We start from the raw sequence: 22403 nt of genomic DNA on the forward strand, positions 1-22403 counted from the left end.
ACTACGCGCGTCGACCTGCCAGAACGCCGTTGACGCCCCTGCCCGGCTCCACCAGACTCCTGCCCCATGCAGCCCCCGCGTGACCGCTCGGTCACCCTCGTCCAGCGCCGGCACGTGGACCTCGTCCGTGTCGCGAGCGCTGTCTGTCGCTGCTCCTGACGGCCCTCTTCCGCTCACCCGGCCGCACCCCCACTTCCTCCGCACACCCCGCCCGCGGCGCCGTCCCCCGCCCACCGGGCCCCGGAGGCATGCCCGCACGTCCGCACGCCCTTTCTGGAGACCCGTATGTCCACGCCCCTGTCCCGCCGCGCCCTCGGAGGGGTCGCCGCCGGTGCCGCCGCCGCGGCCGCGCTCGGCGCCACCGCGACCGCCGCGCAAGCGGCCACCGCTCAGGCGGCCCCCGTGACCGACCCGCAGGAGCGTCCGTTCCGCGCCGCGCAGCCGCGCCGCCACTCCCGCCGGCCCAACATCCTCTTCATCCTGGGCGACGACCTCGGCTGGGCCGACCTCTCCTCCTACGGCTCCCCGCACATCCGCACCCCGCACCTGGACCGCCTCGCCCGGCAGGGCATCCGCTTCACCGACGCCTACTCCGGCTCCGCGACCTGCTCCCCCACCCGCTTCAGCCTCTACACGGGCCGCTACCCGGGCCGTACGAAGGGCGGGCTCGCCGAGCCTATCGCCGACAGGTCCGCCGGCCTGGAGCCCACCCATCCCACGCTCGCCTCGCTGCTCCGGGACTCCGGCTACGCCACCGCCCTCATCGGCAAGTGGCACTGCGGCTACCTGCCCGACTACTCCCCCACCCGCTCCGGCTGGGACGAGTTCTTCGGCAACTTCGGCGGCGCCCTGGAGTACTACTCCAAGCTCGGTCTGGGCGGCGAGTACGACCTCTACGAGGGCGACGCCGAGTACAAGGACCTCCGCTACTACACCCGGATCATCACCGAGCGGGCGAGCGAGTACGTCGGCCGCGACCACGACAGGCCCTGGCTGCTCAACCTCAACTTCACCACCCCGCACTGGCCCTGGATCGCCGACGGCGACACTGAGGAGAGCGCCGAGATCGTCCGCCGCATCAAGGCCGGCGACCGCTCCGCCCTCTGGCACCAGGACGGCGGCTCGGTCGAGAAGTACAAGGAGATGGTCGAGGATCTCGACCGCTCGATCGGGCAGGTCCTCGCGGCGCTGAAGCGCTCCGGCCAGGAGCAGGACACCCTCGTCTTCTTCGCCAGCGACAACGGCGGCGAGCGCTTCTCGTACAACTGGCCGCTCGCCGGGAACAAGGGCTCGCTCCAGGAGGGCGGCATCCGCGTCCCCTCGATCCTGCGCTGGCCCGCCCGGATCGACGGCGGCCAGGTCAGCGACCTGCCGGTGTTCACGCCCGACTGGACGGCGACCCTGCTCGAGCTGGCCGGCGCCCGCCCCCACCCCGCGTACCCCCTCGACGGCACCAGCCTCGCCGGGCATCTGCTGCGCGGCGCCGAGGTGCCGGAGCGGGACCTGTTCTGGCGGGTGCGGGGCGAGCGGGCGCTGCGCCGCGGCGACTGGAAGTACTACCGGGGCAAGTCCGGTCGCGACCAGCTCTTCCACCTGTCCGCGGACTCCCGCGAGCAGGCGGACCGGGCGCCGTTCGAGCAGGCGCGGCTCGCCGAACTGCGGGCCGCGTGGGAGCGGATCGACGCGGGGCTCCTGCGCTACTGAGCCCCGCCCGGTACGCCGCCGCCCGTCGCGGCGTGTGATCAGTTCGGTTCGAGCAGGATTCCCTCGTACGCGAGCCACTGGGCGAAGGCGTGCAGTCCGCGTGCCCGGCTCGTCGCGGGTGTCCAGGCGGCGGGCCGCGCGTGGTCGGGCGGGGTGTGCCAGCCCGGTTCGGCCTGGGGTGCCGTCCGGATGGGGACGGGGCGCACGGACTCGTGCACGGACTGGGCGAGTTCGCCCGCCGTGCACGGTTCCCGCGGCGCGACCGTGAGCGCGCGGCCCTCCGGGCGGGTGCGCAGCACCGCGGCGATCGCGTCGGCGAGGTCGTGGACGTACACGACGTGCACCTCGGCGTCCGGGTCGCCCTCGACGGTGACGGGCCGGCTGCGCAGCGCGTCCCACACCATGCGGCCGATCGGGGTGCGGGGCGAGCAGCCGGGACCGTAGACCTCGCCGAGGCTCAGCGTGTACGGGTGCGGGTCGCCGTGCGGATGGACCGTCAGGTGCGGTCGCACCGACCGGAGACGGGTGAGGTCGATCACGGCGTCCGCTCGCACCCGTCGGTCGGCCAGTCTGCGCGCGAGATGCTCGCCGAGCGGGTTCGCGGCGCCCTGCCACACGAGGCCGCTCCTCCTGCGCGGACGGGGGCGAAGCTCGGCGGCGGCCTCCCGGCCGGCTTCGAGTGCCCGTCCCGCCACCTCGGCGAGTGGCTCGCGGCGTCGGGCGATGTGTTCCTCGGTGGCGTTGTTGCTGATGCCGCCGGGGCCGATCGTCGCCAGGGCCTCCTCGTACGCCTCCGTGGCCGGTGCGGCAATCCCGCTGCGGGCCGCCTCGAAGCCCATGGCAAGGGCCGTCAGCCAGGTCCCCTTCACGTCCGCCTCGGCCGTTCCCGCACCGGGCGGGCGGAGTGACGAGGCCGGCAGTCCGGCGCCTTCGAGGTACTGCTCGGTGTCCAGGTGCAGCCACCGCTCCGGGCCGGGGCCGGGGATCCGGACGGCGCACTGCGCGACGCCGTACTTGAAGAACGGCAGCACGGTCAGGCCGGTGAGGATCCGGTCCTCCTGGCCCGATTCGTCCTTGGGCAGGAAGCAGACCGAGCGGCGCGGCCCGCGGAAGGCGTTCCCGGAGATCGATCCGCGGTCCTCGTGCTCGGTGAGATTGGGTACGGCGACGAAGCGGGGCACGTCCTGGTCGCGCAGGTAGCGGTGCATCAGGATGTCGTCGGGCCAGCCGCCGAGCCGCTGCCTGCCGTAGGCCGCGAAGCCCTCCGCGTGCCGCCTGGGCAGCACGATCGCCACGCACGGGAAGTACTCGTTGACGGCACCGACCCAGCGGGCGCCGGCCATGGCGCCCATGCGGACGGCGGCGCCGTTCCTGGAGTCCCAGAGGGCGAACAGGGCCAGTGCGGCGTCGGGCCGCGCCTCGACGGCGGAGCGGACCCGGTCGAAGAAGGATTCGGACAACACCATGTCGTCCTGGATCACCAGTTGATGCGTGGCCCCGTCCTCGACGGCCGACCACGCGGCGAGCGCGGTGCGCAGCACCGACGGGGTGCCGGTGGGATCGGGATCCATGACGACCCGCAGACGGCCGGACGGGGCGCTCAGGGCCAGCTTCTCGGCCGCCTCACGGCGTCTGGGATGGGTCATGACCACCGCGCTGAGCCGTTGACGCGCCATACGTCCTCCTCGCTCCGGTTCGGCCCGGACCGCGCCGGGCCTCCGTGAAACCCGTGTCCGCCAGCCGGTTCCGGACAGTACGGGCGGTACCGGGGGCCCGCAAGGGTGCCGAAATGGCCCTCTGGCAGGCGGGCGAGGGGCCCGGGAATGCTGAGACCGGCACGCCGGGGCCCGTCACGAAGCGCGTGTCTCTCCCCCGACAGCGGAAAGAGGCTTCCATGCCCGTGTTACCCCACTCGACCGCCCGCGCCGCCGCCGGCAAGACGGCCGAGGAGACCGTCCGCTCGCGCCTCGACAAGCTCCGCGACGCGCGCGTCGTCGTGACCGGTGGCGGCGGCCTCGTCGGCAGCAGGCTGGTCGCACTGCTGCAGGACGCGGGTGCGGTCGTCACCGTCCTCGACCGGATGGACGCCTATCCCGAGTCCGGTCACGAGACCTTCGGGGTGGCCCGCAGCGGCGCCCGGCTCGTCGTCGGCGACGTCCGCGACCGGGACACCGTCGGGGCGCTGGTCCGCGACGCGGACTTCGTGGTCCACGCCGCCGCGTACGCGGACGTCGCCGCCTGCACCCGGCGCCCCGACATCGCGTTCCGCGCCAACGTCGAGGGCACCCAGGTCGTCCTGGAACAGACGGCCCGGTTCCCGGTCCGGCGGCTCGTGCTCGTCTCCTCCGCCTCCGTGTACGGGGACGGGCTGCCCGACGTCGAGGGACCGCAGGTCTTCCACGAGGACCAGCCGCTCTTCCCGATGTCCGTGTACGCCAACTGCAAGCTGTGGGCGGAGCACCAGACCCGGCTGATGCTCGGCGCGTCCAGCGGGACGGAGTACGCGGTGGTGCGCTACTTCTCCGTGTACGGCGAGCCGCAGATCCCCAAGCCGGGCAGCCACTCGTGGATGGTGCCCTGGCTCTCGCTCCAGGCCCGCATCGGCCGACCGATGCGGCTCAACGGCGGCGGGGTCCAGGTCCGCGACCTGGTCCACGTCGACGACATCGCCGAGGCGACCGCGCTCGCGCTGACGGAGGAGCAGATGGCCGAGCAGACGGTCAACATCGGCACCGGCCGGCCGACGTCGGTGCGCGAGGTGGCCGATCTGATCGCCCCGTACTTCCCGGGCGCGCGGCGGATCGTCACCCCCCGCCCCGAGGGCGACCCGCTCGGGGGGTACGCCTCCACCGAGCGCTCCCGCGACCTGTTGCGCTGGCAGGCCCGCATCCCGGTCGAGGAGGGCGTCGAGCGGTACGTGCGGTGGCTGCTCGCCACGCCGGACGCCATGCCGCGCTGGCTCACCGAGGAGACGCCGGGCGCGTGACACGCTGCGGCTCCAGGGCCCCGCGGGGCCGGGTCACGGCGGCGAGAGCGAGACGTACGCGATGGGTTACGCGGGTTCCTACATCTGGTCGTTGCGGCAGCGGGTCGGCTCCCGCAAGCTCCTCGTGCCCGGGGCGCAGGTGCTGCTGCTCGACGGGGAGGGCCGCGGGCTCTTCCAGCAGCGTGTGGACACGGGCGTGTGGGAGCTTCCGGCCGGGTCCTGCGAGGAGGACGGCGACTTCGCCGACGCCGCCGTGCGGGAGCTCCTGGAGGAGACCGGGCTGCGGGTGTCGCGGGAGGACCTGGAGGCGTTCGCGTCGCTGTCCGATCCGGGGCTGCACACCGTGACGTACCCGAACGGGGACGTGACGCACTGCTTCGCGCTGTGCTTCGTCGCCCGCCGCTGGTCCGGCACGCTCGCCCCGGGTGCGGACGAGGTGCGGCAGGCGCGGTTCCTGCCGCTCGACGCGCCGCCCGAGCCGCTGCACCCGCCGACGGCGGTGGTGCTGTCCCTGTTCGAGAGGTTCCTGACGGAGGGAAGGTTCCAGGCAAGGTGAATTCCATGGATCCGATACGCGCGGTGGTGCCCTGCCGGGCCTGTCTGTCCGGCGAGGACCTGGACTGGCTCGGCGGGGGCCGCTCGGTGAGCCTGGCGCTCGGCCTGATGACGACCGTGGAGGTCGGCACGGGAACCGCTCCCGAGGAAGGCGGCTGGGGCCAGGAGGTGTGGGCGTTCCTGCGCGGGCGGCTGCCCGGCCTGGCCGCCCGCCCGCCGGCCGTCACGGTGCACAGCGAGGCCCCGGCGGCGAGCGGTCTGTCGTCGTCGACGGCGCGGATCGTGGCGCTGTTCCGGGCGTTCGCGGACGCCTCGGTCCGTGGGCGGCGCGTCTCCGACGCCACGCTGACACGGTGGGCGTACGAGTTCGAGTTCGCCGTGTTCCACGGCGGCGGCATGGACCATCTGGCGGTGGTGGAGGGAGGGGCGCTGCTCCTCGACGGCCGGGAACAGGGGCTGCCCGTGGTGCGCGACCGGCTCGAGTTCCCCGAGGAGTGGCGGGTGATCGTGGTGGATTCCGGTACGCGCAAGGACACCGGACACCACATCCGGGACGTGCGGGCGCAGCTCGCGGCCGGGGACCCGGCGCTCGCCGCCTACCGGGCCGCGGCCGACGAGGCCTCGGGGCGGGTGTGGGAGGCGCTGCGGGGCCGGGACCTGGCGGCGCTCGGGGCGGCGATGTCCGACGCGCACGCGGCGATGCGGGACCACCAGCGGATGTCGACGCCGCTCCTGGAGGAGCTGCGGGAGGCCGCGCTGCGCTCCGCCGGTCTGCCGCTGAAGCTCAGCGGGGCCGGCGGAGGCGGTGCGCTGGTCGGCGTCTGCCCGACGGCGGAGGTGACGGCGACGGTGGCGCGGCTCTCTCGGGACCTGGGCGTCTCCCATCCGGCGGCCAGGGTCATTCCCACGGCGGCGGCGCCGGGCGGGCGAGGGGAGCCGGTGCCGGTGGCGGGAGGTCAGAGGAAGGGGTCGTAGTCCTCGGTGAGCGGGGGCTCGCCGTTTCCTTCGGCGATGCGCTCCAGTTCCAGGTTGGAGCGATGGCGCGCGCAGTGGAACCGGCAGTCCCGGCTGGGGTCGACGATCCCCCGGTCGGACTTCTGCCAGATGGTGGCGAGGTCGTCGGTGACGGCGTCGCCGATGCGGGCGAGCGGGTTGCCCCGGTGGTAGGCGCACACGTACACCCCGGAGGGGGTGATGAGGGTGCGGAGTTCGGCGACGCGGCAGCGGTCGTACGCCTTGGGCTGGACGGGCCCGACGTGGCCGCGCAGGGAGGTGAGGGTGGAGGAGTTGACCAGCTGGAAGCGGTCGCTCTCCAGGCGGGCGGCCTCGGCGAGCTGCCGGTCGACGGAGTCCAGCATCGTGCGGGGGACCTGCACGATGTGGTGGTCGTCGTCGAACATCGCCTTGGTCTCGAAGTAGTCGCAGCCGATGTCGTGGGCGAGCTCGGCGGCCCGCAGCACCTCGTGGTGGTTGGTGACGGTGGTGCCGTCGGGTTCCTGCCTCGACATCACGAGGAAGGAGTAGCCGAGGGCTCCCTTCTTCTCGGCGGCGAGCAGCCGCATGTTCCCGATGACCTTGTCGAAGACGCTGCGGCCCTTGCGGTCGGGGCGGAACCTGCCGTACGTCTCGGCGGTGCCGGCGTCGACGGAGACGCGGACCCAGGAGGCGTACTGCGCGAGCTCGGTGAGGTTCTGCCTGATCATCGTGCCGTTGGTGACGACTCCGACGGCCAGGCCCGCCTCGCCGAGGATGCGTAAGACCCGGCGTGTGCCGCGATGGGCGAGGGGTTCCCCGCCGCCGATGAGGACGACGGCCCGTACGGAGAGGGCGACGAGCTCCTCGGCGAGGGCGGCGAGCCGTTCGGGGGTGAACCGGCCCTGGTTGAGGAGCTTTCCGCTGATGCATTCGGGGCAGGCGAGGTCGCAGAAGGTGGTGGGGTCGAGGTCCACCACGAGCGGGGCGCCGGAGGGCGAGCCGGAGGCGGCCTCCAGGATCCGGGGCCAGCCCGAGGGCTGGTAGAGCTTGGAGACGAGGTCGAGACGGTCGTGCGTCACAGGGCTCTCCTCAAAAGTGGTGAACGGTTGCCGTGGCGGGTCGTGCCGGTGCCGGCCGGGCGTCCTTCAGCCCTTGACGGCGCCGGTGGCGAGCCCCGCGGCGATCTTGCGGTGGACGGCCAGGAAGAACACGACGACGGGCAGGGCGGTGAGCGTGGCACCTGCCATCAGGCCGCCGTAGTCGGTTCCGAAGCTGGTCTGGAAGGAGACCAGCCAGATGCTGAGGGTCTGCTTCTCGGGGGTGAAGAGCAGGACGTAGACGAGGACGTACTCGTTCCACGCCTGCACCATCGCGAAGACGGAGGTGGCGACGAGCCCGGGGGCGAGCAGGGGCAGGACGATGCGGACGAAGGCGCCGAGCCGGCCGCAGCCGTCGACCATCGCCGCCTCTTCGAGCTCGACGGGGATCGCCGCGATGAAGCCGTGCAGCATCCACACGGTGAACGGCAGCGTGAAGACGAGGTAGACGACGATCACGCCGCCGAGGCTGTCGGTCATGCCCGCGTCGTTGAGGAGCAGGTAGACGGGGATGACGAGGGCGGCGAGCGGGATCATCTGCACGGTGAGGATGACGACGACGAAGGCCTTGCGCCCGGCGAAGCGGAAGCGGGCGAGGGCGAACGCGGCGAGCGTGCCGACGAGGAGGGAGACCAGGACGGTGCCCAGGCCGATGACGGCGCTGGAGCGGACGTTGGCCCAGAAGGTCTCGGTGCTCAGGGCGCGGTCGAAGTTGGCCAGGGTGGGGTGGCTCGGCCAGAACTCGGGGGGCAGGCTGAGGATCTCGGTCGCCGGCCGGAACGCGGTGAGGACCATCCAGTAGACGGGGAAGCCGATGGCGGCGGCGACGAGGATCCCGAGGACGTCGTAGCGGCGGCGCTGCCCTCGGCGCCGGCCCCCGCTCGTACGCCCGGCAGGGGGGCTCGGTCGGCGGGCCCCGCTCGTACGCCTGCCAGGGGTGTTCATTCGGTCTCCCCCAGCCTCAGCATCTGCCGCAGGTAGAGCACGGCACCGGCGAGCAGCAGGACGACGGTGACCAGGGCGATCGCGGCTCCGGTGCTGTAGCGGTTGACGGCGAACGACTCGATGAACGAGTAGACGCCGAGCAGGTAGTACTCGCGCTCGGGCTGTCCGCCACGCATCAGCCAGATCTGGTTGAAGACGCCGAAGTCCCAGATCGCCATGAGGGTGGTGACCATCACGAAGACGGGTTTCACGGCGGGGAAGGTGACGTACCGGAAGACCTGCGAGGGCCGGGCGCCGTCGATGAGGGCGGCCTCCTCCAGCTCGGGCGGGATCTGGGTGAGCGCCGCGTGCAGGCTGACGGCGGCGAACGGGAGGGCGCCCCAGACGACGACGGCGGTGATGACGGCGAAGCCCTCCCAGGGGTCGGTGAACCAGTTGTGCCGGGCGAGGTCGATGCCGGGCAGGGTCGAGAGCAGCCAGTTCACGAGCCCGTAGTCGGCGTCGAAGAGCCAGCGGAAGACGGCTGCCGCGACCATCACCGGCATGGCCCAGACGGCGACGAGCACTCCCGCGATGGCCGCCCTCACCCAGGGCGAGGTGCGTCGCATCAGCAGGGCGACGAGCAGGCCGCAGCCCATGGTGAGGGTCACGCAGACGCCGGTGAACAGGGCCGTGCGGGCGACGACCGTCCAGAAGAACCCGTCGCCGAGGATCGTCCGGAACTGCCCGAGCCCGGCCCAGGGGGGTGCCGTGCCGCTGAACAGCTCCTTGCGGGTCATGTCCTGGAAGGCCAGGGTCACCATGTCGACGAGCGGATAGCCGAGGACGACGAGGAGGGCGAGCAGGGACGGGGCGATCAGGAGGTAGGGCAGGAGGGGCCGCGGGCGGCGGCCGGCCGGTTCAGCGCTCATTGATCACGGCGTCGATCCTGCGGTCCGCTTCTCGGGTCGCGTCCTCGACGGACGCCTTGCCGGTGGCGATGCGCTCCAGCATCTCGGGCAGGACGTTGGACTTCTCCACCGAGGTCCAGCCGGGGGCGAGGGGGGTGACCCAGCCGCGGGCGGCGGCCTGCGCGGCCGGTCCGTTGATGCCGCCGGCGGCGACGTCGGCGAGCTGGACGGTGTTGTTGGGCAGGGTGTTGGCGGCGACGAGCTGCCGCTGGGACTCCCGGTCGGTGAAGATCCGGATCCAGTCGGCCGCGAGCTCCTGGCGGGTCGACTTGGCGGGGACGGCCAGGGTGGATCCGCCGAGGAACGGCGGGAGCAGCTCGCCGGAAGGCCCGGGGAAGGCGAAGGTGGCGAACTTGTCCTTGAGGCGGGGATCGCCGCCGGACTTGGCGTCGGCGGCGGCCTGCGCCTCCCAGGTGTTGCCGTAGAAGACGCCGACCTTGCCCTGTCCGATGACGGCCGGCTGGTCGCCGTTGTCCTTCGCACGGTCGCCGACGTAGTAGTCGTCCATGAGCTTCTTCCAGGTGGTGAGCCCGGCGACGGACTTCGGCGAGGAGAGGGCGCCCTGCCAGCGGCCGTTCTTCTCGACCGCCATCTCGCCGCCGGCGTCCTTGACGAAGCCCATGGCGGCGGACCAGTAGCGGCCGGGCAGGTAGAGGGCGGAGAAGGAGGGGTCCTTGGCCCCGTACCGGGCCTTGAGCCGGTCGAGCGCGGAGATCAGCTCGGGGTAGGTGCGCGGGGCTCCCGTGATGCCGGTGCTCTTGAAGTAGTCGGTGCGGTAGACGCCGACGCGGGCTCCCGCGTAGTACGGCACGCAGTACGTCCGGCCCTCGGAGCGGCAGGCGTCGGCGAGGGCGGGCAGCCACTGCCCGGACCGGTCGAAGGTCTTCGGGTCGAGCGGCGCGAAGGCGCCGTTGACGATGTAGTTGGTGGTCTCGCTGTTGCCCATCTCGACGACGTCGGGCACGTTCCGCCCGGCGAGGACGGCGTCGAGCTTCTGGTTCTTCGTCGTCCACTGCTGGTACTGGACGTCGACCTTCACCCCGGGGTGCGCCTTCGTGAACCGGCTGTTCGCGGAGGCGACCAGCTCCGGCCAGCTCTCGCGGGCGTCCACCATCAGCCACACCGTCAGCGTGCCGCCGCCCTCCGCCTGTTCGCCCGGCGCGTCGCTCCCGCCCGAGCCGCAGCCCGCCACCGTGAGCAGGACGGCTCCCAGGACCATGGAACGGCGGGTCAGGCGCGGTGTCATGGATTCCTCCGTGGGGAACGCGTCGGGATGTACGGGGCTTCGGCGACGGTCTCTCCCTACCCCGCCGATCACGGGTCTTCGCCGCGGCACGGAGTTTCGGCCGGAAGACGGCGGTGCGCGTCCCCCGAAGGGCCGAGTCCTCCCCTGCTGCGCTGCGCCGTTGTCGGAGCGGGCGGCAGCGGCGGAGCCGTCCTCAGGCCACGCTGGCGCGAACGGCACGGCGGGTAGCCGAGTGGCTCTTGACGGTGACGGCCCACTGCCCGCAGTTTGTCCCCTGCGGCACTCCACGTCCCCCATCGAAGGGTTTGTACGTGACCGAGCAGAGGACGACCCCCGCTCAGGACGGCTCCGCTCCCGACTCCCCCGGCGCCTCCGAGCGTCCCGTGCGGGTCAACGCGTGGAACGGCTGGGACCCGCTGCGGCATGTGATCGTCGGCCGGGCCGAGGGCACGGTGGTGCAGGCGCCCGAGCACGCGGTGCGCCGGGACTATCCCGACGACGGCTTCCCGCTGGGGACGTACGGCCCTATGCCGGCGGACATGGTGGCCGAGGCCGACCAGCAGCTCGACGACTTCGCGGACATGCTGCGGCGGCGCGGCATCCGGGTGGACCGGCCGACGCCGGTCGACTTCACGAAGGAGGTGTCCACGCCGGAGTGGACGCACGAGTCGATGTTCGGCTGCATGCCGCCCCGGGACCTGCTGCTCACCGTCGGCAACGAGGTCCTCGAAGCGACCATGTCGTACCGCAGCCGCTGGTTCGAGTACCTCTGCTACCGGCCGGTGCTCCAGGACCTCTTCGACGCCGACCCGCGGATGCGCTGGGAGGCCGCGCCGAAGCCGAGGCTCACGGACGCCTCGTACAAGACGGGGTTCTGGGACACGTACAACGAGCTGCCGACCGACGTGCAGCTGGCCAGGGTCCGTGACTACGACCTGGTGCTCACCGAGGCGGAGCCGCTGTTCGACGCGGCGGACGTGGCGCGGTTCGGCAAGGACCTGTTCGTGCAGCTGTCGTTCGTGACGAACCGGAGCGGATACGACTGGCTGCGGCGCCACTTCCCCGACCACCGGGTGCACGCGGTGACCTCGACGAACACCCATCCGCTGCACATCGACGCCACGTGGGTGCCGCTGCGTCCGGGCCTGGTGCTGCACTGCGGGGAGCGGCTCGCGGACGCGGAGCTGATGGAGTTCTTCAAGCTGAACGACTGGGAGATCGTCGAGGCGGTGCAGCCGGCGAGCTGGGACCATCCGCCGAAGCTGTCGTTCTGCAGCCCGTGGCTCGCCGGGAACATGCTGAACCTCGACGCGAACACGCTGTGCGTCGAGGAGAACGAGGTGCGGCTCGCGGAGCAGCTCTCCTCGTACGGCTTCGAGATCGTGCCGGTGCCGTTCCGTGCGGTGGGGCCGTTCGGCGGCGGGCTGCACTGCGCGACCGTCGACATCGAGCGGGACGGCGGCCTGGAGGACTACTTCCCGCGCAGGTACGGCCGGTTCTAGGAGGGTCCTGTGGTGGTGCCGGCCGGGATCGGCGCGGTCGTCCTCGACTTCTACGGGACGCTGGTCCGCATGGTGGAGCCGCTGCCGCCGGACCACCGGGGCGTCTTCGCGCGCCGGGGTCTGGCGGCCGAGGGCGAGCTGTGGGGCGACCAGTGGTCGGTGGGACCCGCCGAGGGCGAGGAGCACGCGGCGCACTCGGCCGACGAGACGGCGTACGTGACGTGGGAGCGCGACCGGCTGCGGTGCCGGGCGCGGTCCTGCGGCGTGCCGGAGGAGGCGCTCGACGGCCTCGTCGAGGAGCTCGACCGGGCGATGAAGTCGCTCCGGCTCGCGCTGTTCGCGGACGTACGGGAGTCACTGGCGGCGCTGCGCGGGCGCGGGCTGCTCGTCGGGGTGTGCTCCAACTGGTTCTGGGACCTGGAGGACCGCGTCGCCGAGGTGGGGCTCGGCGACGCGGTCGACGTGGTGGTGGGTTCCGCGCGTGCGGGGGCCCGCAAGCCGCATCCGCTGATCTACCGTGCGGTGCTCGACCGGTGCGGTCTGCCGGCGGACCGGGTGCTGTTCGTCGGGGACATGTGGGTGCCCGACGTGCTCGGTCCGCTGGCGGCGGGGATGCGGGCGGTCCATCTGTGGCGGCCGGACAGGGCGGTCGACGGGATCGCGCCGCCCCTTCCCGAGGGGGCGGCGCGGATCGCCGGGCTGCGGGAGCTCATCGAAGGCGATGGCGCAGCCGGTCGAGGAGGTTCCGGGTGACGCGGACGACGGCCGGGTCCTGTTCGTGACCGCAGACCACGGGCCAGTCGGTGGTGCCGGCGGTGAAGACGGTGCCGCCGGTGGGGCCCGGTGCCGTGTACAGGCCCATGGTGGCGGCGTGGGGGCTGGTGATGGTCTCCTCGCGGACGACGGTGTTCCAGTGGCCCCACTTGAAGTGGTGGAAGTCGTCGTGCACCGGTTCGAGGACGTGAATTCCGAGGATGAGGAAGGATTCCGGGGTTCCGTCCTCACCGGTGGCTCGGGCGATTCCGGAGTCGTCGTAGGCGTAGGCGGCGCCGTCGACCTCGTATCCGATCAGGGACGTGCCGGCGCCGAGCCGGTCGGGGGTTCCTCCGTCGCTTCCGTCGCGTAATCCTGTTCCTTCGTAGATCCAGTGGCCGGCGTGCTGCACGGTGTATCCGGAACGGGGGCGGTCGCCCGGCCAATCCGCGGCGGCCCACATTCCCCCGTTGCGGAAACTCACGCCGGTGAGGGAGTTCTCGGGATCCCCGACGCCGTCGGGGGAAGGGGTCCACCATTGGTCGGTGGCGGGCAGGTGCGGGTATTCCTCGCCGACGTGGTGGTCGGTGTCGGAGACGAACGCGGTGTTCCCGTCTGTCGGGTGGACCCGCCACCAGCAGGTGTTCGCGCTGAGGAACGCGATGTTCCCGCCGTCGCGGACGAAGGCCTCCGCGTGCGCGCGCATCCGCCCGCTCCAGTATTCGTCGTGGCCGACGCTGAGGAGGAGGTCGTAGGAGGCGAGGAGACCGGGGTCCTCGTGCAGGTCGAGATCGGTGGCGTACTCGACGTGGTAGCCGTGGCGCTCCAGCCAGCCGATGAAGGGGGCGTCCCAGTAGGCGAGGTCGATCACTCCGCCGGGGCGGTGGAGGCTGACCTTGTGACCTCGGGGTTCACCGGCCCCGCCCGGCCGGTGGACGGGGTGGTCGTAGAGGCTGACGGCCCGATCGAGTCCGGGTCGGTCGGAGCGGTTGTAGGCGTGCCGGGTGAAGGTGGACTTCTTGTAGAGGATGCGGGACCGGCTGCCGGGGACGCGGGGACGGACGACGAAGAACTCCCGCGCGTACCCTTCGAGGTGCCCCGGGTCGAGGAGCGGCGGGTTTCCCCTCCCGCCCGGTGCCCCGCACTCCACGAATTCCACGAGATGGATTCCCTGGTTCCAGTCCTCGGGTACGGGAAGGGTGAGCGGCGGCCATTCCCAGTCGTCGGCGGGCGAGGCGCGCCCGGGTAATCCGTCGGGATGGTCGGGGGCCGGATGAACCCCTCCCGGGAATTCTCCGGATTCTCCGACGAAGGCCAGGGTGTCGCCGAGCCGGTAGAAGCGGAGGCGGAATCGGGGGGCGTCGGTGGAGATGTGCAAGGTCATCTCCCCGCCGAGGGTGACACTTTCTCGTCCCACATATCCTTCGATCACGCCGGTCATGCTAGGCAGCCGTGCACACGTGCGACAACGGTGCCTCCAATCGGCCATTCGGACCCGCTTTTCGGCCACGCGGACGTGATGTCGTATTCCGGCACGCCGGGCGGGGTAGGGCGGAATCCGACAGTGACGACGTGATCGTCCACCGATCGGTGAGGGGCTCGCATGAGCGGTGAATTCCGCGTACGGGAACTGGTGCTGGGAATCCAGGGGCTCGCGCTGCTGCGCAACGCCGTGGACGGCGACGAGACCTTCCTCCGCGAGCGGGTGGAGGACATCCGCCGCTTCGCGTCCGCCGAGCCCGTCGGGGAGAAGCTGCCCGACGGTGGCGCCACCGTCAGCGAACTCGACGCGGCGGAGGGGTACGCGGCCTGGTCGGCGGTGTACGACTCGCTGCCCAGCTCGTACATCGAGGTGGAGGAACCGGTCGTCGGGAAGATCCTCGACGACCTCGCGCCGGGCTTCGCGCTCGACGCGGCCTGCGGCACCGGCCGGCAGACCCGGACGCTCCTCGCGCGCGGCCACCGGGTCATCGGCGTGGACCAGTCGCCGCACATGCTGGACAAGGCCCGGGCGCACTCCCCGGAGGCCGATCTCCGCGTCGGGCACCTGGAGAAGCTGCCGCTCGACGACGACTCCGTCGACCTCGCGGTCTGCTCGCTCGCGATGACCCACCTGCGGGACCTCGCCCCGGGTGTCGCGGAGCTGGCGCGCGTGGTGCGGCCGGGCGGACGGATCGTCGTCACGGACATGCATCCGTTCGTGATCGCCCTCCAGGGGCAGTGTCTCTTCGTGCGCGGCTCCGAGGAGCTGGCCTTCGTCCGCAACCACGTCCACCTCTTGAGCCACTACCTGGAGGCGTTCGGGGCGGCGGGCCTTCGGGTGCGCGCCTGCCACGAGCCGCTGTTCAACGGGCGTCTCGCGCCCGGCGGTTACGAGGAGGCCGTCGGCGACGCGGCCCGCGCCGCCTGGGACGGTCTGCCGATCGTCGTCGTCTGGGACGTCGAGGTGCCCGCGCGGGCCGGGGAGAACTGATGGCGCTGATCCTGGTCCGGCACAGCGAACGGCCCGAGCTGTGGGACCGCATCCCGGAGCGGTTCGCCGGCGTGGTGCCCGAGTACAACCTGCACGGCGACATCAACGGCGACTACTGGGACCGGCTGTTCACGGACTTCCCCGAGTTCCAGTTCGTCCTGTACGACGACGAGCTCGACGTGATCGCGGGCGCGGGCCGCTCGCTGCCCCGCACGTGGGACGGCACGGCGGAGGACCTGGGCCCGGGCCTGGACGACACGATCGCCCGGGCCTTCGCGGACCGCGACGCCGGCCGGCCCCCGGGCGCGCTGTGCGCGCTGGGGATCGAGGTGGCCGAGGACCACCAGGGCCGGGGCCTGTCGAAGGTGCTGCTCGACGCGATGGCGGACACCGCCCGGCGCGCCGGGCTCGGGACGGTCCTGGTGCCGGTGCGGCCCACCTGGAAGGAGCGGTATCCGCTGGTGCCGATCGAGCGGTACGCGACCTGGACGCGGGACGACGGGACCCCGTTCGACCCGTGGATCCGGACGCAGGTGGGCGCGGGCGGCACGATCGCGGCGGCTTCCGCGTACTCCTCACGGATCACCGGGACGGTCGCCGAGTGGGAGGCCTGGACGGGCCTCGCGTTCCCGGAGGACGGGGAGTACGTGTTCCCCGGCGGCCTCGCCCCGCTCGTGGTGGACCGGGAGCTGGACCGTGGCGCGTACTGGGAGCCGGGGGTGTGGATCACCCACCGGGCCTAGTCATCCGAGTCCTTCTCCCGTCCGGACGGCGCTCCAGGCCAGGGCCGTCATCGCGCGGACCTCGTCCGGTCCCGCCTCCGGGCGGCGCTCGGGCGGGAGTCCGGCGGGGCCCGCGGTGGCGACGGCGGAGTGCCGCATCCGGTCGAGGGCGTCGGCGGGCACGTCGGCGGCGGGGCCGAGGCGGCGGGCCGCGTGGGCGGCCTGCCGGCCGAGGAGCAGGCAGTGGGTCCACAGCTCCTCGGCGAAGGGCCTGCCGAAGGTGCGGGCCACCTCCCCTGTGAGCCGTTCCGGCAGGTGCGCGTCCCGGGCGGCGCGGACCGTCTCCTCGGTGAGTCCGGTCGCCGGCAGGGCCTCGGTCCACCGGTGGTGGCCTCGCCCTCCGTCGGGGCCGTTCTCCTGGCCGACGAGCCGGATGTAGCCCTCGCCGTACCGCATGTACGGGACCCAGCCCGGCTCCTCCAGGACGCGGCCCCTGGCGAGCAGGGGCGCGGCGTCGGCGGCCGGGGTGGGGCACGCGGCGAGGCGGATGCCCTGGGCGGCGTGACCGTTGATGCTGCTGGTGCCGATGTGCTCGACGATGTTCGGTACGGCGAGGAGGCTCATCCGCCCGCGGCCACGGAAGAAGACGGTGAACAGCTCGTCGTCGTGGCGTTCCTCGCTGTCGCGGGCGAAGGCGCGGAAGGCGGCGGCGGTCGCGGTCGGCAGGCAGACGGCCAGGGAGGGCGTGAACTCGTCGGGGACGGCCCGCACCCAGGAGGCGCCGGCGAGGGCGGCGAGGCGGGCGGCGGCGCCGTTGCGGGCGTGCCAGTTGGTGTAGAAGACCAGTGCCTCGTCGGGGAAGCGGTCGGCCGCCCGGGCGACGATCTCCAGGAGCTCGGCGGGGGCGTCGACGTCGTCCTGGACGACGAGGTGGTGGCCGGCCCCCGGAGCCGCGGCCGACCAGGCGACGAGGGCGGTGCGGAGAGCGGAGGGCGGGCCGTCCGGATCGGGGTCCATGGCCAGGCGGTCCAGCCGGAGCCGGTCGACGAGGTCCTGTGCCTGACCGAGGCGGACGGGGTGGGTCATGACGGCCGAACTCACGTGTCGATCGGTCACGCTGCGCTCCGCTCCTCGACAGGCCCTGTCGCGTGCCATCGTCGCAGAGCGCGCCCGAACGGGCCCTGCCGTCAAGGGAGTTTGGCCGGATCGGGGCCTGTGCGGGCGGTCCGCCGGCCGCGTTGTCAGTGTCGGATGACACCCTGCGTTGTATGAGTGACGCATCCTTCGACTGGCGGGAATTCCTGGGGCGTTGGCAGGACGAGTGGGTCCCGCGCGCCGACGAGGACGGCGGGGAGGCCGCCGTCCCCCTGGGCGCGCCCGGGGCCGACGAGATCGCGATCGTCGCGGCCGAGGAGCGGCTCGGACGGCGGCTGCCGCCCTCGTACCGGGAGTTCCTGGCCGCGAGCGACGGATGGCAGGTGGACCAGTTGGCCGCGATCTACCGGCTCGGTGGGGTGGCGGACGTCGACTGGTTCGGGGACCCGCACGACATGGCGTCGCTGTACGAGGAGGGTCTGGACGACGATCCGCGCGAGGAGGACGTCCTGCTGGCCGGGATGTGGCGGCGCGCCCTGCGGCTCGACACGGAGTCCGACGCGTCGTACGCCCTCCTCGACCCGGGCGACAGCGATGCGGACGGCGAGTGGGCGCTGTATGTGTACAAGGGCTGGAGCGGTGAGACGCCGGACCGCCACCCGTCGTTCCGCGCGTACATGGAGGCCGTGTACCGCGCCTTCCACGCCGACCGGGCGGAGCGACCCGACTTCGTGAACGCGACCACACGCGCCCAGGACGCCCGGGTCGAAGAGGCCCGCCGGCTCTCCCTGCGCGGACGGTACGAGGAGGCCCTGCCCCTGCTCGACGAGGCACGGTCCTTCGGACGGCCGTGGAGCGGCGTCCTCCTCGACCAGGTGCGGCACCTGCTGGCTCCGGGCAGCGAGGGTCTCGCCGCGCAGGCCTTGGCGCCGGCCGGCGGAGCTGGGGCGCAGAGCGGGGGAGAGCACTGGGACCGGGCCGTCGCCGAGGCCCGGGAAGCCGCTCGGTGGGGGCCGAACGACGCCGCGTGGCGGGTGCTGCGGGACGCCCTGCCGCGGTGGGAGGCGCCCGGACCCTGGCTGATCGCCCCGGTCGGTCTGCTCGCCGATCCTCTCCTGGGGCCCATGATCACCCCGGAGCGGGGGCGGGAGATCCTCGCGACTCCACGGGCCGGGGAGTCGGGATCCGCTCCCGAACCGGTCCCGGACCTCGATCCGCCGGGCCTGGCCTGGCTGACGGACCGGCCCGGGAACCGGGAGCCGTTCGACGGGTACCGCTGCGTCTGGGTCGAAGGGACCGACCCGGCCCGCCTTCCCTCGCTGATCGGCGAGGTCGGCGCCGAACCGAGCGAGCCCACGGATCCGCTCAGGGCTTCCTGGCGGGCGCCCAAGCCCCACGAGCGGGAAGGCGTCGAACTCTGGGAGGACCGGGCGGTCGTCGCAGTCGGCCGCACCGAGGAGGGATGGGCCTTCGCCTTCGACGGCTACTCCCACCATTCGCTGAGCACGCTGTTCCGGTCTCCGGCCGTGGACGCTTCCGCGTCCGGGCGCGCCGTGGTGGTGTGGTGCGATCCCCGCCGCCCGGCCCCGGACGAACACCCGGTCGCGTTCCACCTGTCGGTGGCCGAACACGGCGAGGAGCTGTACTCCTTCACCGTCCGGGGTACGGAGATCCAGCGCTCCGGCGCCCTGCCCGGGGCCCTGGACCCGGACCGGCTGTTCCGCCCGGAGGACCGCGGGACGGACGGCGAACGGCGGGCCCTCCAGGCCCTCCACACCACCCTCGGGCTCTCCCTCCCCCGCTTGGCCCTGACCCGGGGCAGGCTCCACACCTTCACCACCCGGTCCTGGACGCGCGCACCGGGCGCCGACGAGGGCTACGCCTACCTCACCTTCGTCCGGCACCGGCCCTGAGCGTCGGGCGGGGCGATCAGCGGTGCTCGCGGAGCCCCCACGGAGATCCGTACGCGCCGAGCAGGTCGAGGAACGGGCGGGGCGGCAGTGCCTCGGGGCCGAGGACGCCGCTCGCCTTCCAGTCTCCCCGGGCGATGAGCTCCAGGGCGATCACCGGGTTGAGGGCGGTCTGCCAGACCACGGCCTGGGACGCGTACTCGCGCATCGTCCACTCGTTGTCGACGACGTGGTACAGGTACACCTCGCGCGCCTTTCCGTCCTTGGTCCCCTTGACCCAGGTGCCCGCGCAGGTCTTGCCCTTCATGCGGTCGCCCAGGCCGGCCGGGTCGGGCAGGCAGGCGGCGACCACGTCGCGCGGGGAGACCTGGACCGGCCCGTCCGCGCCGGGGACGGTGACCCTCGCCGTCGAGTCGAGCCCCAGGTCGCGGAGGGTCTTCAGCTTGGCGATGAAGTCGTCGCCGAGGCCGTACTTGAACGTGACCCGGCGCGCGTCCACCCAGCGGGGCATCAGGAGCACCTCCTCGTGCTCGACGTTCACGCACTCCACCGGGCCGATGCCCTCGGGGAAGTCGAAGACCTCCGGCTCGCTGAAGGGTGCCGTGGTGAACCAGCCGCGGTCCTTCTCGTAGACGACGGGCGGGTTGAGGCACTCCTCGATGGTGGTCCAGATGCTGAAGGAGGGGGCGAAGTCGTAGCCCTCGACGGTGAGGTTCGCGCCGTCGCGGACGCCGATCTCCTCGATCTCGTCGAAGAGTTCGTCGGCCGCGTAGCGGGCGAAGACGTCCGAGAGGCCCGGCTCCACGCCCATGCCGACCAGGGCGAGGCGGCCGGCCTTCTCCCAGGCCCCGGCCCGGGCGAACTGCTCGTCGCCGAGCTTGACCCCACACTGTTCGTAGGGGGCGGTCGGATGCGGCACGGACAGCGACATCGCCATGTCGACGTAGTGCGCGCCCGCGGCGAGCGCGGCGTCGAAGAGCGGCATCACGAACCTGGGGTCGGTCGCGTTGAGAAGCACGTCGCAGTCCTCCTCTACGAGGAGGGCACGGACCGCGGCCTCGTCGGAGGCGTCCAGGCTGCGCGCACTGAACCGGTCCTCCCGGTCGTCGAGGGCGGCGACGGCGGCCTCCGCACGAGCGGGATCGTAGTCGGCGACGACCATGTGGGTCAGAAAGTCACGGCGGGCCGCGATACGGGTGACGGCGGTTCCGACGCCGCCCGCACCCACGAGAAGTACACGCATGTCACACACCATTTCGTCGAGTCCGTCCCGGCGAACGCCCGGGGACACCTCGATGGAACACGCCCGCGACGGTTAAGGTCTACGGCGTTGGCATAAGGGCCACGAGGGCGACGAGGCGGTGGCGCGATGCCGAAGAAGGTGGTTCCGGAGGCGGAGCGGCGCAGGCGGCGGCCGACCCGGCAGGGCACCGTCCTGTCGGAGCGGCTGATCGTGGGGACGGCGCTGCGGATGCTGCACGAGCACGGGATCGCCGGACTGACCGCGCGCCGCCTCGGTGCCGCGCTCGGCGCCGACCCGAGCACCGTGTACCGGTACTTCGCCGGCCTGGACGGGCTGACCCGGGCCATCGGCGAGGAGCTGATGGGGCGGGCACTGGACAGCTGGACGGCCACCGGGAGCTGGCGTGCCGACCTGCGCGCCCTGGGCCTTGCGATCCACGCCTCGTACCTCGCCCACCCGCAGGCCGCCCTGCTGACCGCGAGCCGCGTCACCGGCCGCCCCCGGGAGATCCAGGTGGACGAGACGATCCTCGGCATTCTGCGCGGCGCGGGCTTCGCCGACAGGGACGCGGTGGGCGTGTACCACGCCTTCATCGACCTGGCGCTGGCCTTCGCCGCTCTGGACGCGGGGGCACTGGCCATCAAGGACGAGGTCAGGGAGGCGGACGAGGAGATGTGGACCTCCACCTACGCCCGGCTGCCCGCCGAGACCCATCCCCACATCGCCGCCACCGCGCACCTGCTCGCGGACCGGATGAACCACAGCGCCTATCCCGTCGTCCTGGACACGCTGCTGGGCAGGGCGGAGGCACGGCTGCGCGCGGCGGGGAAGTGAGCAGCGTGGGCGCTTCCCCCTGCGGGAAGGGCCCACGGCGGTCTCAGCGGCCGAAGGTGTCGATGTTCTCCACGAGCCAGTGGTCGTCGCGGCGCACGACGTCCAGGGCGAACATCGCGCCCGCGTAGACGCCCTGGTCCTGCGCCTTCGGCTTCTGCTTCCCCGCGCCCGTCCTGCCGGCACCGGCCGTGCTCACGCTGCTCTGGTCGGCGTAGACCAGGATCCGGGCCCGGTCGCCGTCGATCCGTTCGACGGCGCTGTCGGTGACCGTCGTGGTGATCACCGTCTTCTGCTGTGCCGCCCGGGCGAGCACCCCGGCGAACAGCGTCCGGTGCTGGGCCACGGCCTTGCCGGTGAGGAGGGTCTTCGCGGCGCGTTCGAAGGGAGCCGTGTCGGCGTGGTCGTACGAGAAGAGCGCGGCGACGGCCGCGGCGGCCTGTCCCTTGATCTCGCTGGTTCGGGCGAGGTCGGTGAGAGCCGTGTTGCCGCGCGCGGGGTCGTCCCGCAGGGCTCCGGCCCTGCTGTGCGCCCACCCCGCGAAACCTCCGAGGAGGAGGGTCAGGAGACAGAGGACGACCAGCGGGGTGCGGCGACGCGCCCCGCCCTTCGAGGCCGGGGCCTCGTCCTTCGCGGTGACAGCTTCTTCCCTCGGCGCTTCCGTCGTTTGTCGTACGGGCTTCGCCGCCGGTCGCCGCCGGGGACCCGAGTCGGGCCCGGTCAGGAGGCCGACCGACGCATGGGCCCTGGACGCGGCGGTCGGCTGGTCGGCGAGGGCCTGGCGGCGGCGCTGGCGGTTGAGGTGGTGACGGGGCGTCGGCATCGTGCGTGTCCTTTCGGGTGCTGGCGGCTCTCGCGTACGGGACGGTCCGGTCAACCCGTCGCCGTGCCGCCCACGGGGGCCTGCCCCAGACCACTGAGCTTCCACTGGCCGTCGGCGCGGGTGAGTTCGCCCAGCATGCGGCTGTCCTTCTCCGTGCTCTTGCTGTCGGGCGTCGTGACGGTGACGCGCAGCGCGACGAGCAGCCGGGCCCGCCCCGCCCGGTCGTCGAGTTCGGTGACGGCGCCGGACAGCACCCGGGCCGTGGTCACCGTCTTCGCCGTCTTCACCTGACTGGTGAACTCCTTGCGGCCGTCGACGAGTTGCTGGTGCAGTTCGCCGGTCGTCGAGGTCTCCCAGAGGTCGAGGCCCTGGTCCACGCGGCGGTGGTCGAGCGTGTTGAGGTTCTGCACGGCCTGCTCCCCCGCCGCGAGCACCCGGTCGCGCTGAGCGGCGTACGCCGCGGAGTCGTCGTGCGCCGCCGCGTACCAGCTCCGGCCCTCCCAGGCCGCGAAGCCGCCCGCGACCAGGGTGAGCACGAGGGCCACGGCCAGGGCCGGCCGGTGTGTCATGGGGTTCTCCCGTCTCCCGCGCAT

General features: G+C 72.6%; 21 protein-coding genes. 11 read left to right on the forward strand and 10 right to left on the reverse strand.

Annotation, left to right across the window (positions count from 1 at the left end):
• Positions 1–66: 66 nt before the first annotated feature.
• Together ACFYX3_RS35575 and ACFYX3_RS35580 are read left to right on the forward strand one after the other, a co-directional pair.
• A complete protein-coding gene (locus tag ACFYX3_RS35575; protein ID WP_376589391.1) occupies positions 67–159 on the forward strand; it encodes a putative leader peptide in 93 nt (30 codons plus the stop codon).
• Between the two features lie 126 nt (positions 160–285).
• Positions 286–1704 carry a sulfatase gene (locus ACFYX3_RS35580; RefSeq protein ID WP_389022773.1) on the forward strand — a complete coding sequence of 473 codons (1419 nt, stop codon included), beginning with the start codon at positions 286–288 and terminating at the stop codon, positions 1702–1704.
• Between the two features lie 38 nt (positions 1705–1742).
• On the opposite strand, the gene ACFYX3_RS35585 is transcribed toward ACFYX3_RS35580, so the two are convergent.
• Complete coding sequence (locus ACFYX3_RS35585; RefSeq protein WP_389022777.1) at positions 1743–3380, reverse strand: hypothetical protein; 1638 nt, start codon at positions 3378–3380, stop codon at positions 1743–1745.
• 218 nt (positions 3381–3598) lie between these two features.
• Between ACFYX3_RS35585 and ACFYX3_RS35590 the strand changes: the two genes are divergently transcribed.
• From ACFYX3_RS35590 to ACFYX3_RS35600, 3 genes are all read left to right on the forward strand, one after another.
• The gene (locus tag ACFYX3_RS35590; RefSeq protein WP_389022780.1) at positions 3599–4690 is read left to right on the forward strand and encodes an NAD-dependent epimerase/dehydratase family protein; all 1092 of its coding nucleotides are present in this window, start codon (positions 3599–3601) and stop codon (positions 4688–4690) included.
• A 61-nt stretch (positions 4691–4751) separates the two neighbouring features.
• Positions 4752–5246, forward strand: a complete 495-nt coding sequence (locus ACFYX3_RS35595) for an NUDIX domain-containing protein (RefSeq protein ID WP_389022783.1) — start codon at positions 4752–4754, stop codon at positions 5244–5246.
• Between the two features lie 5 nt (positions 5247–5251).
• Positions 5252–6220, forward strand: coding sequence for a mevalonate kinase (locus ACFYX3_RS35600; RefSeq protein WP_389022786.1), 969 nt, complete (start codon positions 5252–5254; stop codon positions 6218–6220).
• On the opposite strand, the gene ACFYX3_RS35605 is transcribed toward ACFYX3_RS35600, so the two are convergent.
• The 4 genes from ACFYX3_RS35605 to ACFYX3_RS35620 all read right to left on the reverse strand — a co-directional run bounded on the left by ACFYX3_RS35605 (position 6202) and on the right by ACFYX3_RS35620 (position 10458).
• Positions 6202–7299: a radical SAM protein gene (locus ACFYX3_RS35605; RefSeq protein WP_389022789.1), complete on the reverse strand. Its 1098-nt coding sequence runs from the start codon at positions 7297–7299 to the stop codon at positions 6202–6204. The two genes, ACFYX3_RS35600 and ACFYX3_RS35605, sit on opposite strands and share 19 nt — an antisense overlap.
• 66 nt (positions 7300–7365) lie before the next feature.
• Complete coding sequence (locus ACFYX3_RS35610) at positions 7366–8262, reverse strand: carbohydrate ABC transporter permease (RefSeq protein ID WP_389022792.1); 897 nt, start codon at positions 8260–8262, stop codon at positions 7366–7368.
• The gene (locus ACFYX3_RS35615) at positions 8259–9173 is read right to left on the reverse strand and encodes a carbohydrate ABC transporter permease (RefSeq protein ID WP_389022795.1); all 915 of its coding nucleotides are present in this window, start codon (positions 9171–9173) and stop codon (positions 8259–8261) included. The genes ACFYX3_RS35610 and ACFYX3_RS35615 overlap by 4 nt, the downstream gene beginning before the upstream one ends.
• On the reverse strand, positions 9163–10458 hold the full coding sequence (locus ACFYX3_RS35620) for an extracellular solute-binding protein (protein WP_389022799.1): 1296 nt from the start codon (positions 10456–10458) through the stop codon (positions 9163–9165). The genes ACFYX3_RS35615 and ACFYX3_RS35620 overlap by 11 nt, the downstream gene beginning before the upstream one ends.
• A gap of 311 nt (positions 10459–10769) precedes the next feature.
• Between ACFYX3_RS35620 and ACFYX3_RS35625 the strand changes: the two genes are divergently transcribed.
• Complete coding sequence (locus ACFYX3_RS35625) at positions 10770–11960, forward strand: serine/threonine protein kinase (RefSeq protein ID WP_388774901.1); 1191 nt, start codon at positions 10770–10772, stop codon at positions 11958–11960.
• Between the two features lie 9 nt (positions 11961–11969).
• Positions 11970–12713: an HAD family hydrolase gene (locus tag ACFYX3_RS35630; RefSeq protein WP_389022804.1), complete on the forward strand. Its 744-nt coding sequence runs from the start codon at positions 11970–11972 to the stop codon at positions 12711–12713.
• Here ACFYX3_RS35630 and ACFYX3_RS35635 read toward each other — a convergent pair.
• Positions 12670–14130: a N,N-dimethylformamidase beta subunit family domain-containing protein gene (locus ACFYX3_RS35635; protein WP_389022807.1), complete on the reverse strand. Its 1461-nt coding sequence runs from the start codon at positions 14128–14130 to the stop codon at positions 12670–12672. The two genes, ACFYX3_RS35630 and ACFYX3_RS35635, sit on opposite strands and share 44 nt — an antisense overlap.
• Positions 14131–14316: 186 nt before the next feature.
• Here ACFYX3_RS35635 and ACFYX3_RS35640 point away from each other — a divergent pair, with 186 nt between their 5' ends.
• Positions 14317–15186, forward strand: a complete 870-nt coding sequence (locus ACFYX3_RS35640) for a class I SAM-dependent methyltransferase (RefSeq protein ID WP_389022811.1) — start codon at positions 14317–14319, stop codon at positions 15184–15186.
• A complete protein-coding gene (locus ACFYX3_RS35645) occupies positions 15186–15929 on the forward strand; it encodes a GNAT family N-acetyltransferase (RefSeq protein ID WP_389022814.1) in 744 nt (247 codons plus the stop codon). Before ACFYX3_RS35640 ends, ACFYX3_RS35645 begins: the two co-directional genes overlap by 1 nt.
• Here ACFYX3_RS35645 and ACFYX3_RS35650 read toward each other — a convergent pair whose 3' ends face one another.
• On the reverse strand, positions 15930–17024 hold the full coding sequence (locus ACFYX3_RS35650; RefSeq protein ID WP_389022817.1) for a hypothetical protein: 1095 nt from the start codon (positions 17022–17024) through the stop codon (positions 15930–15932).
• 152 nt (positions 17025–17176) lie between these two features.
• Here ACFYX3_RS35650 and ACFYX3_RS35655 point away from each other — a divergent pair, with 152 nt between their 5' ends.
• Positions 17177–18916, forward strand: a complete 1740-nt coding sequence (locus ACFYX3_RS35655) for an SMI1/KNR4 family protein (RefSeq protein WP_389022820.1) — start codon at positions 17177–17179, stop codon at positions 18914–18916.
• 16 nt (positions 18917–18932) lie between these two features.
• On the opposite strand, the gene ACFYX3_RS35660 is transcribed toward ACFYX3_RS35655, so the two are convergent.
• On the reverse strand, positions 18933–20156 hold the full coding sequence (locus ACFYX3_RS35660; protein ID WP_389022823.1) for a saccharopine dehydrogenase family protein: 1224 nt from the start codon (positions 20154–20156) through the stop codon (positions 18933–18935).
• A 126-nt stretch (positions 20157–20282) separates the two neighbouring features.
• Between ACFYX3_RS35660 and ACFYX3_RS35665 the strand changes: the two genes are divergently transcribed.
• Positions 20283–20990 carry a TetR/AcrR family transcriptional regulator gene (locus ACFYX3_RS35665; protein ID WP_389022826.1) on the forward strand — a complete coding sequence of 236 codons (708 nt, stop codon included), beginning with the start codon at positions 20283–20285 and terminating at the stop codon, positions 20988–20990.
• A 43-nt stretch (positions 20991–21033) separates the two neighbouring features.
• On the opposite strand, the gene ACFYX3_RS35670 is transcribed toward ACFYX3_RS35665, so the two are convergent.
• Complete coding sequence (locus ACFYX3_RS35670; protein WP_389022829.1) at positions 21034–21810, reverse strand: hypothetical protein; 777 nt, start codon at positions 21808–21810, stop codon at positions 21034–21036.
• Positions 21811–21860: 50 nt separating this feature from the next.
• Complete coding sequence (locus ACFYX3_RS35675; RefSeq protein WP_382654161.1) at positions 21861–22403, reverse strand: hypothetical protein; 543 nt, start codon at positions 22401–22403, stop codon at positions 21861–21863.

The organism is Streptomyces sp. NPDC002463, assembly GCF_042889835.1.
Classification (GTDB): Bacteria; Actinomycetota; Actinomycetes; order Streptomycetales; family Streptomycetaceae; genus Streptomyces; species Streptomyces nymphaeiformis.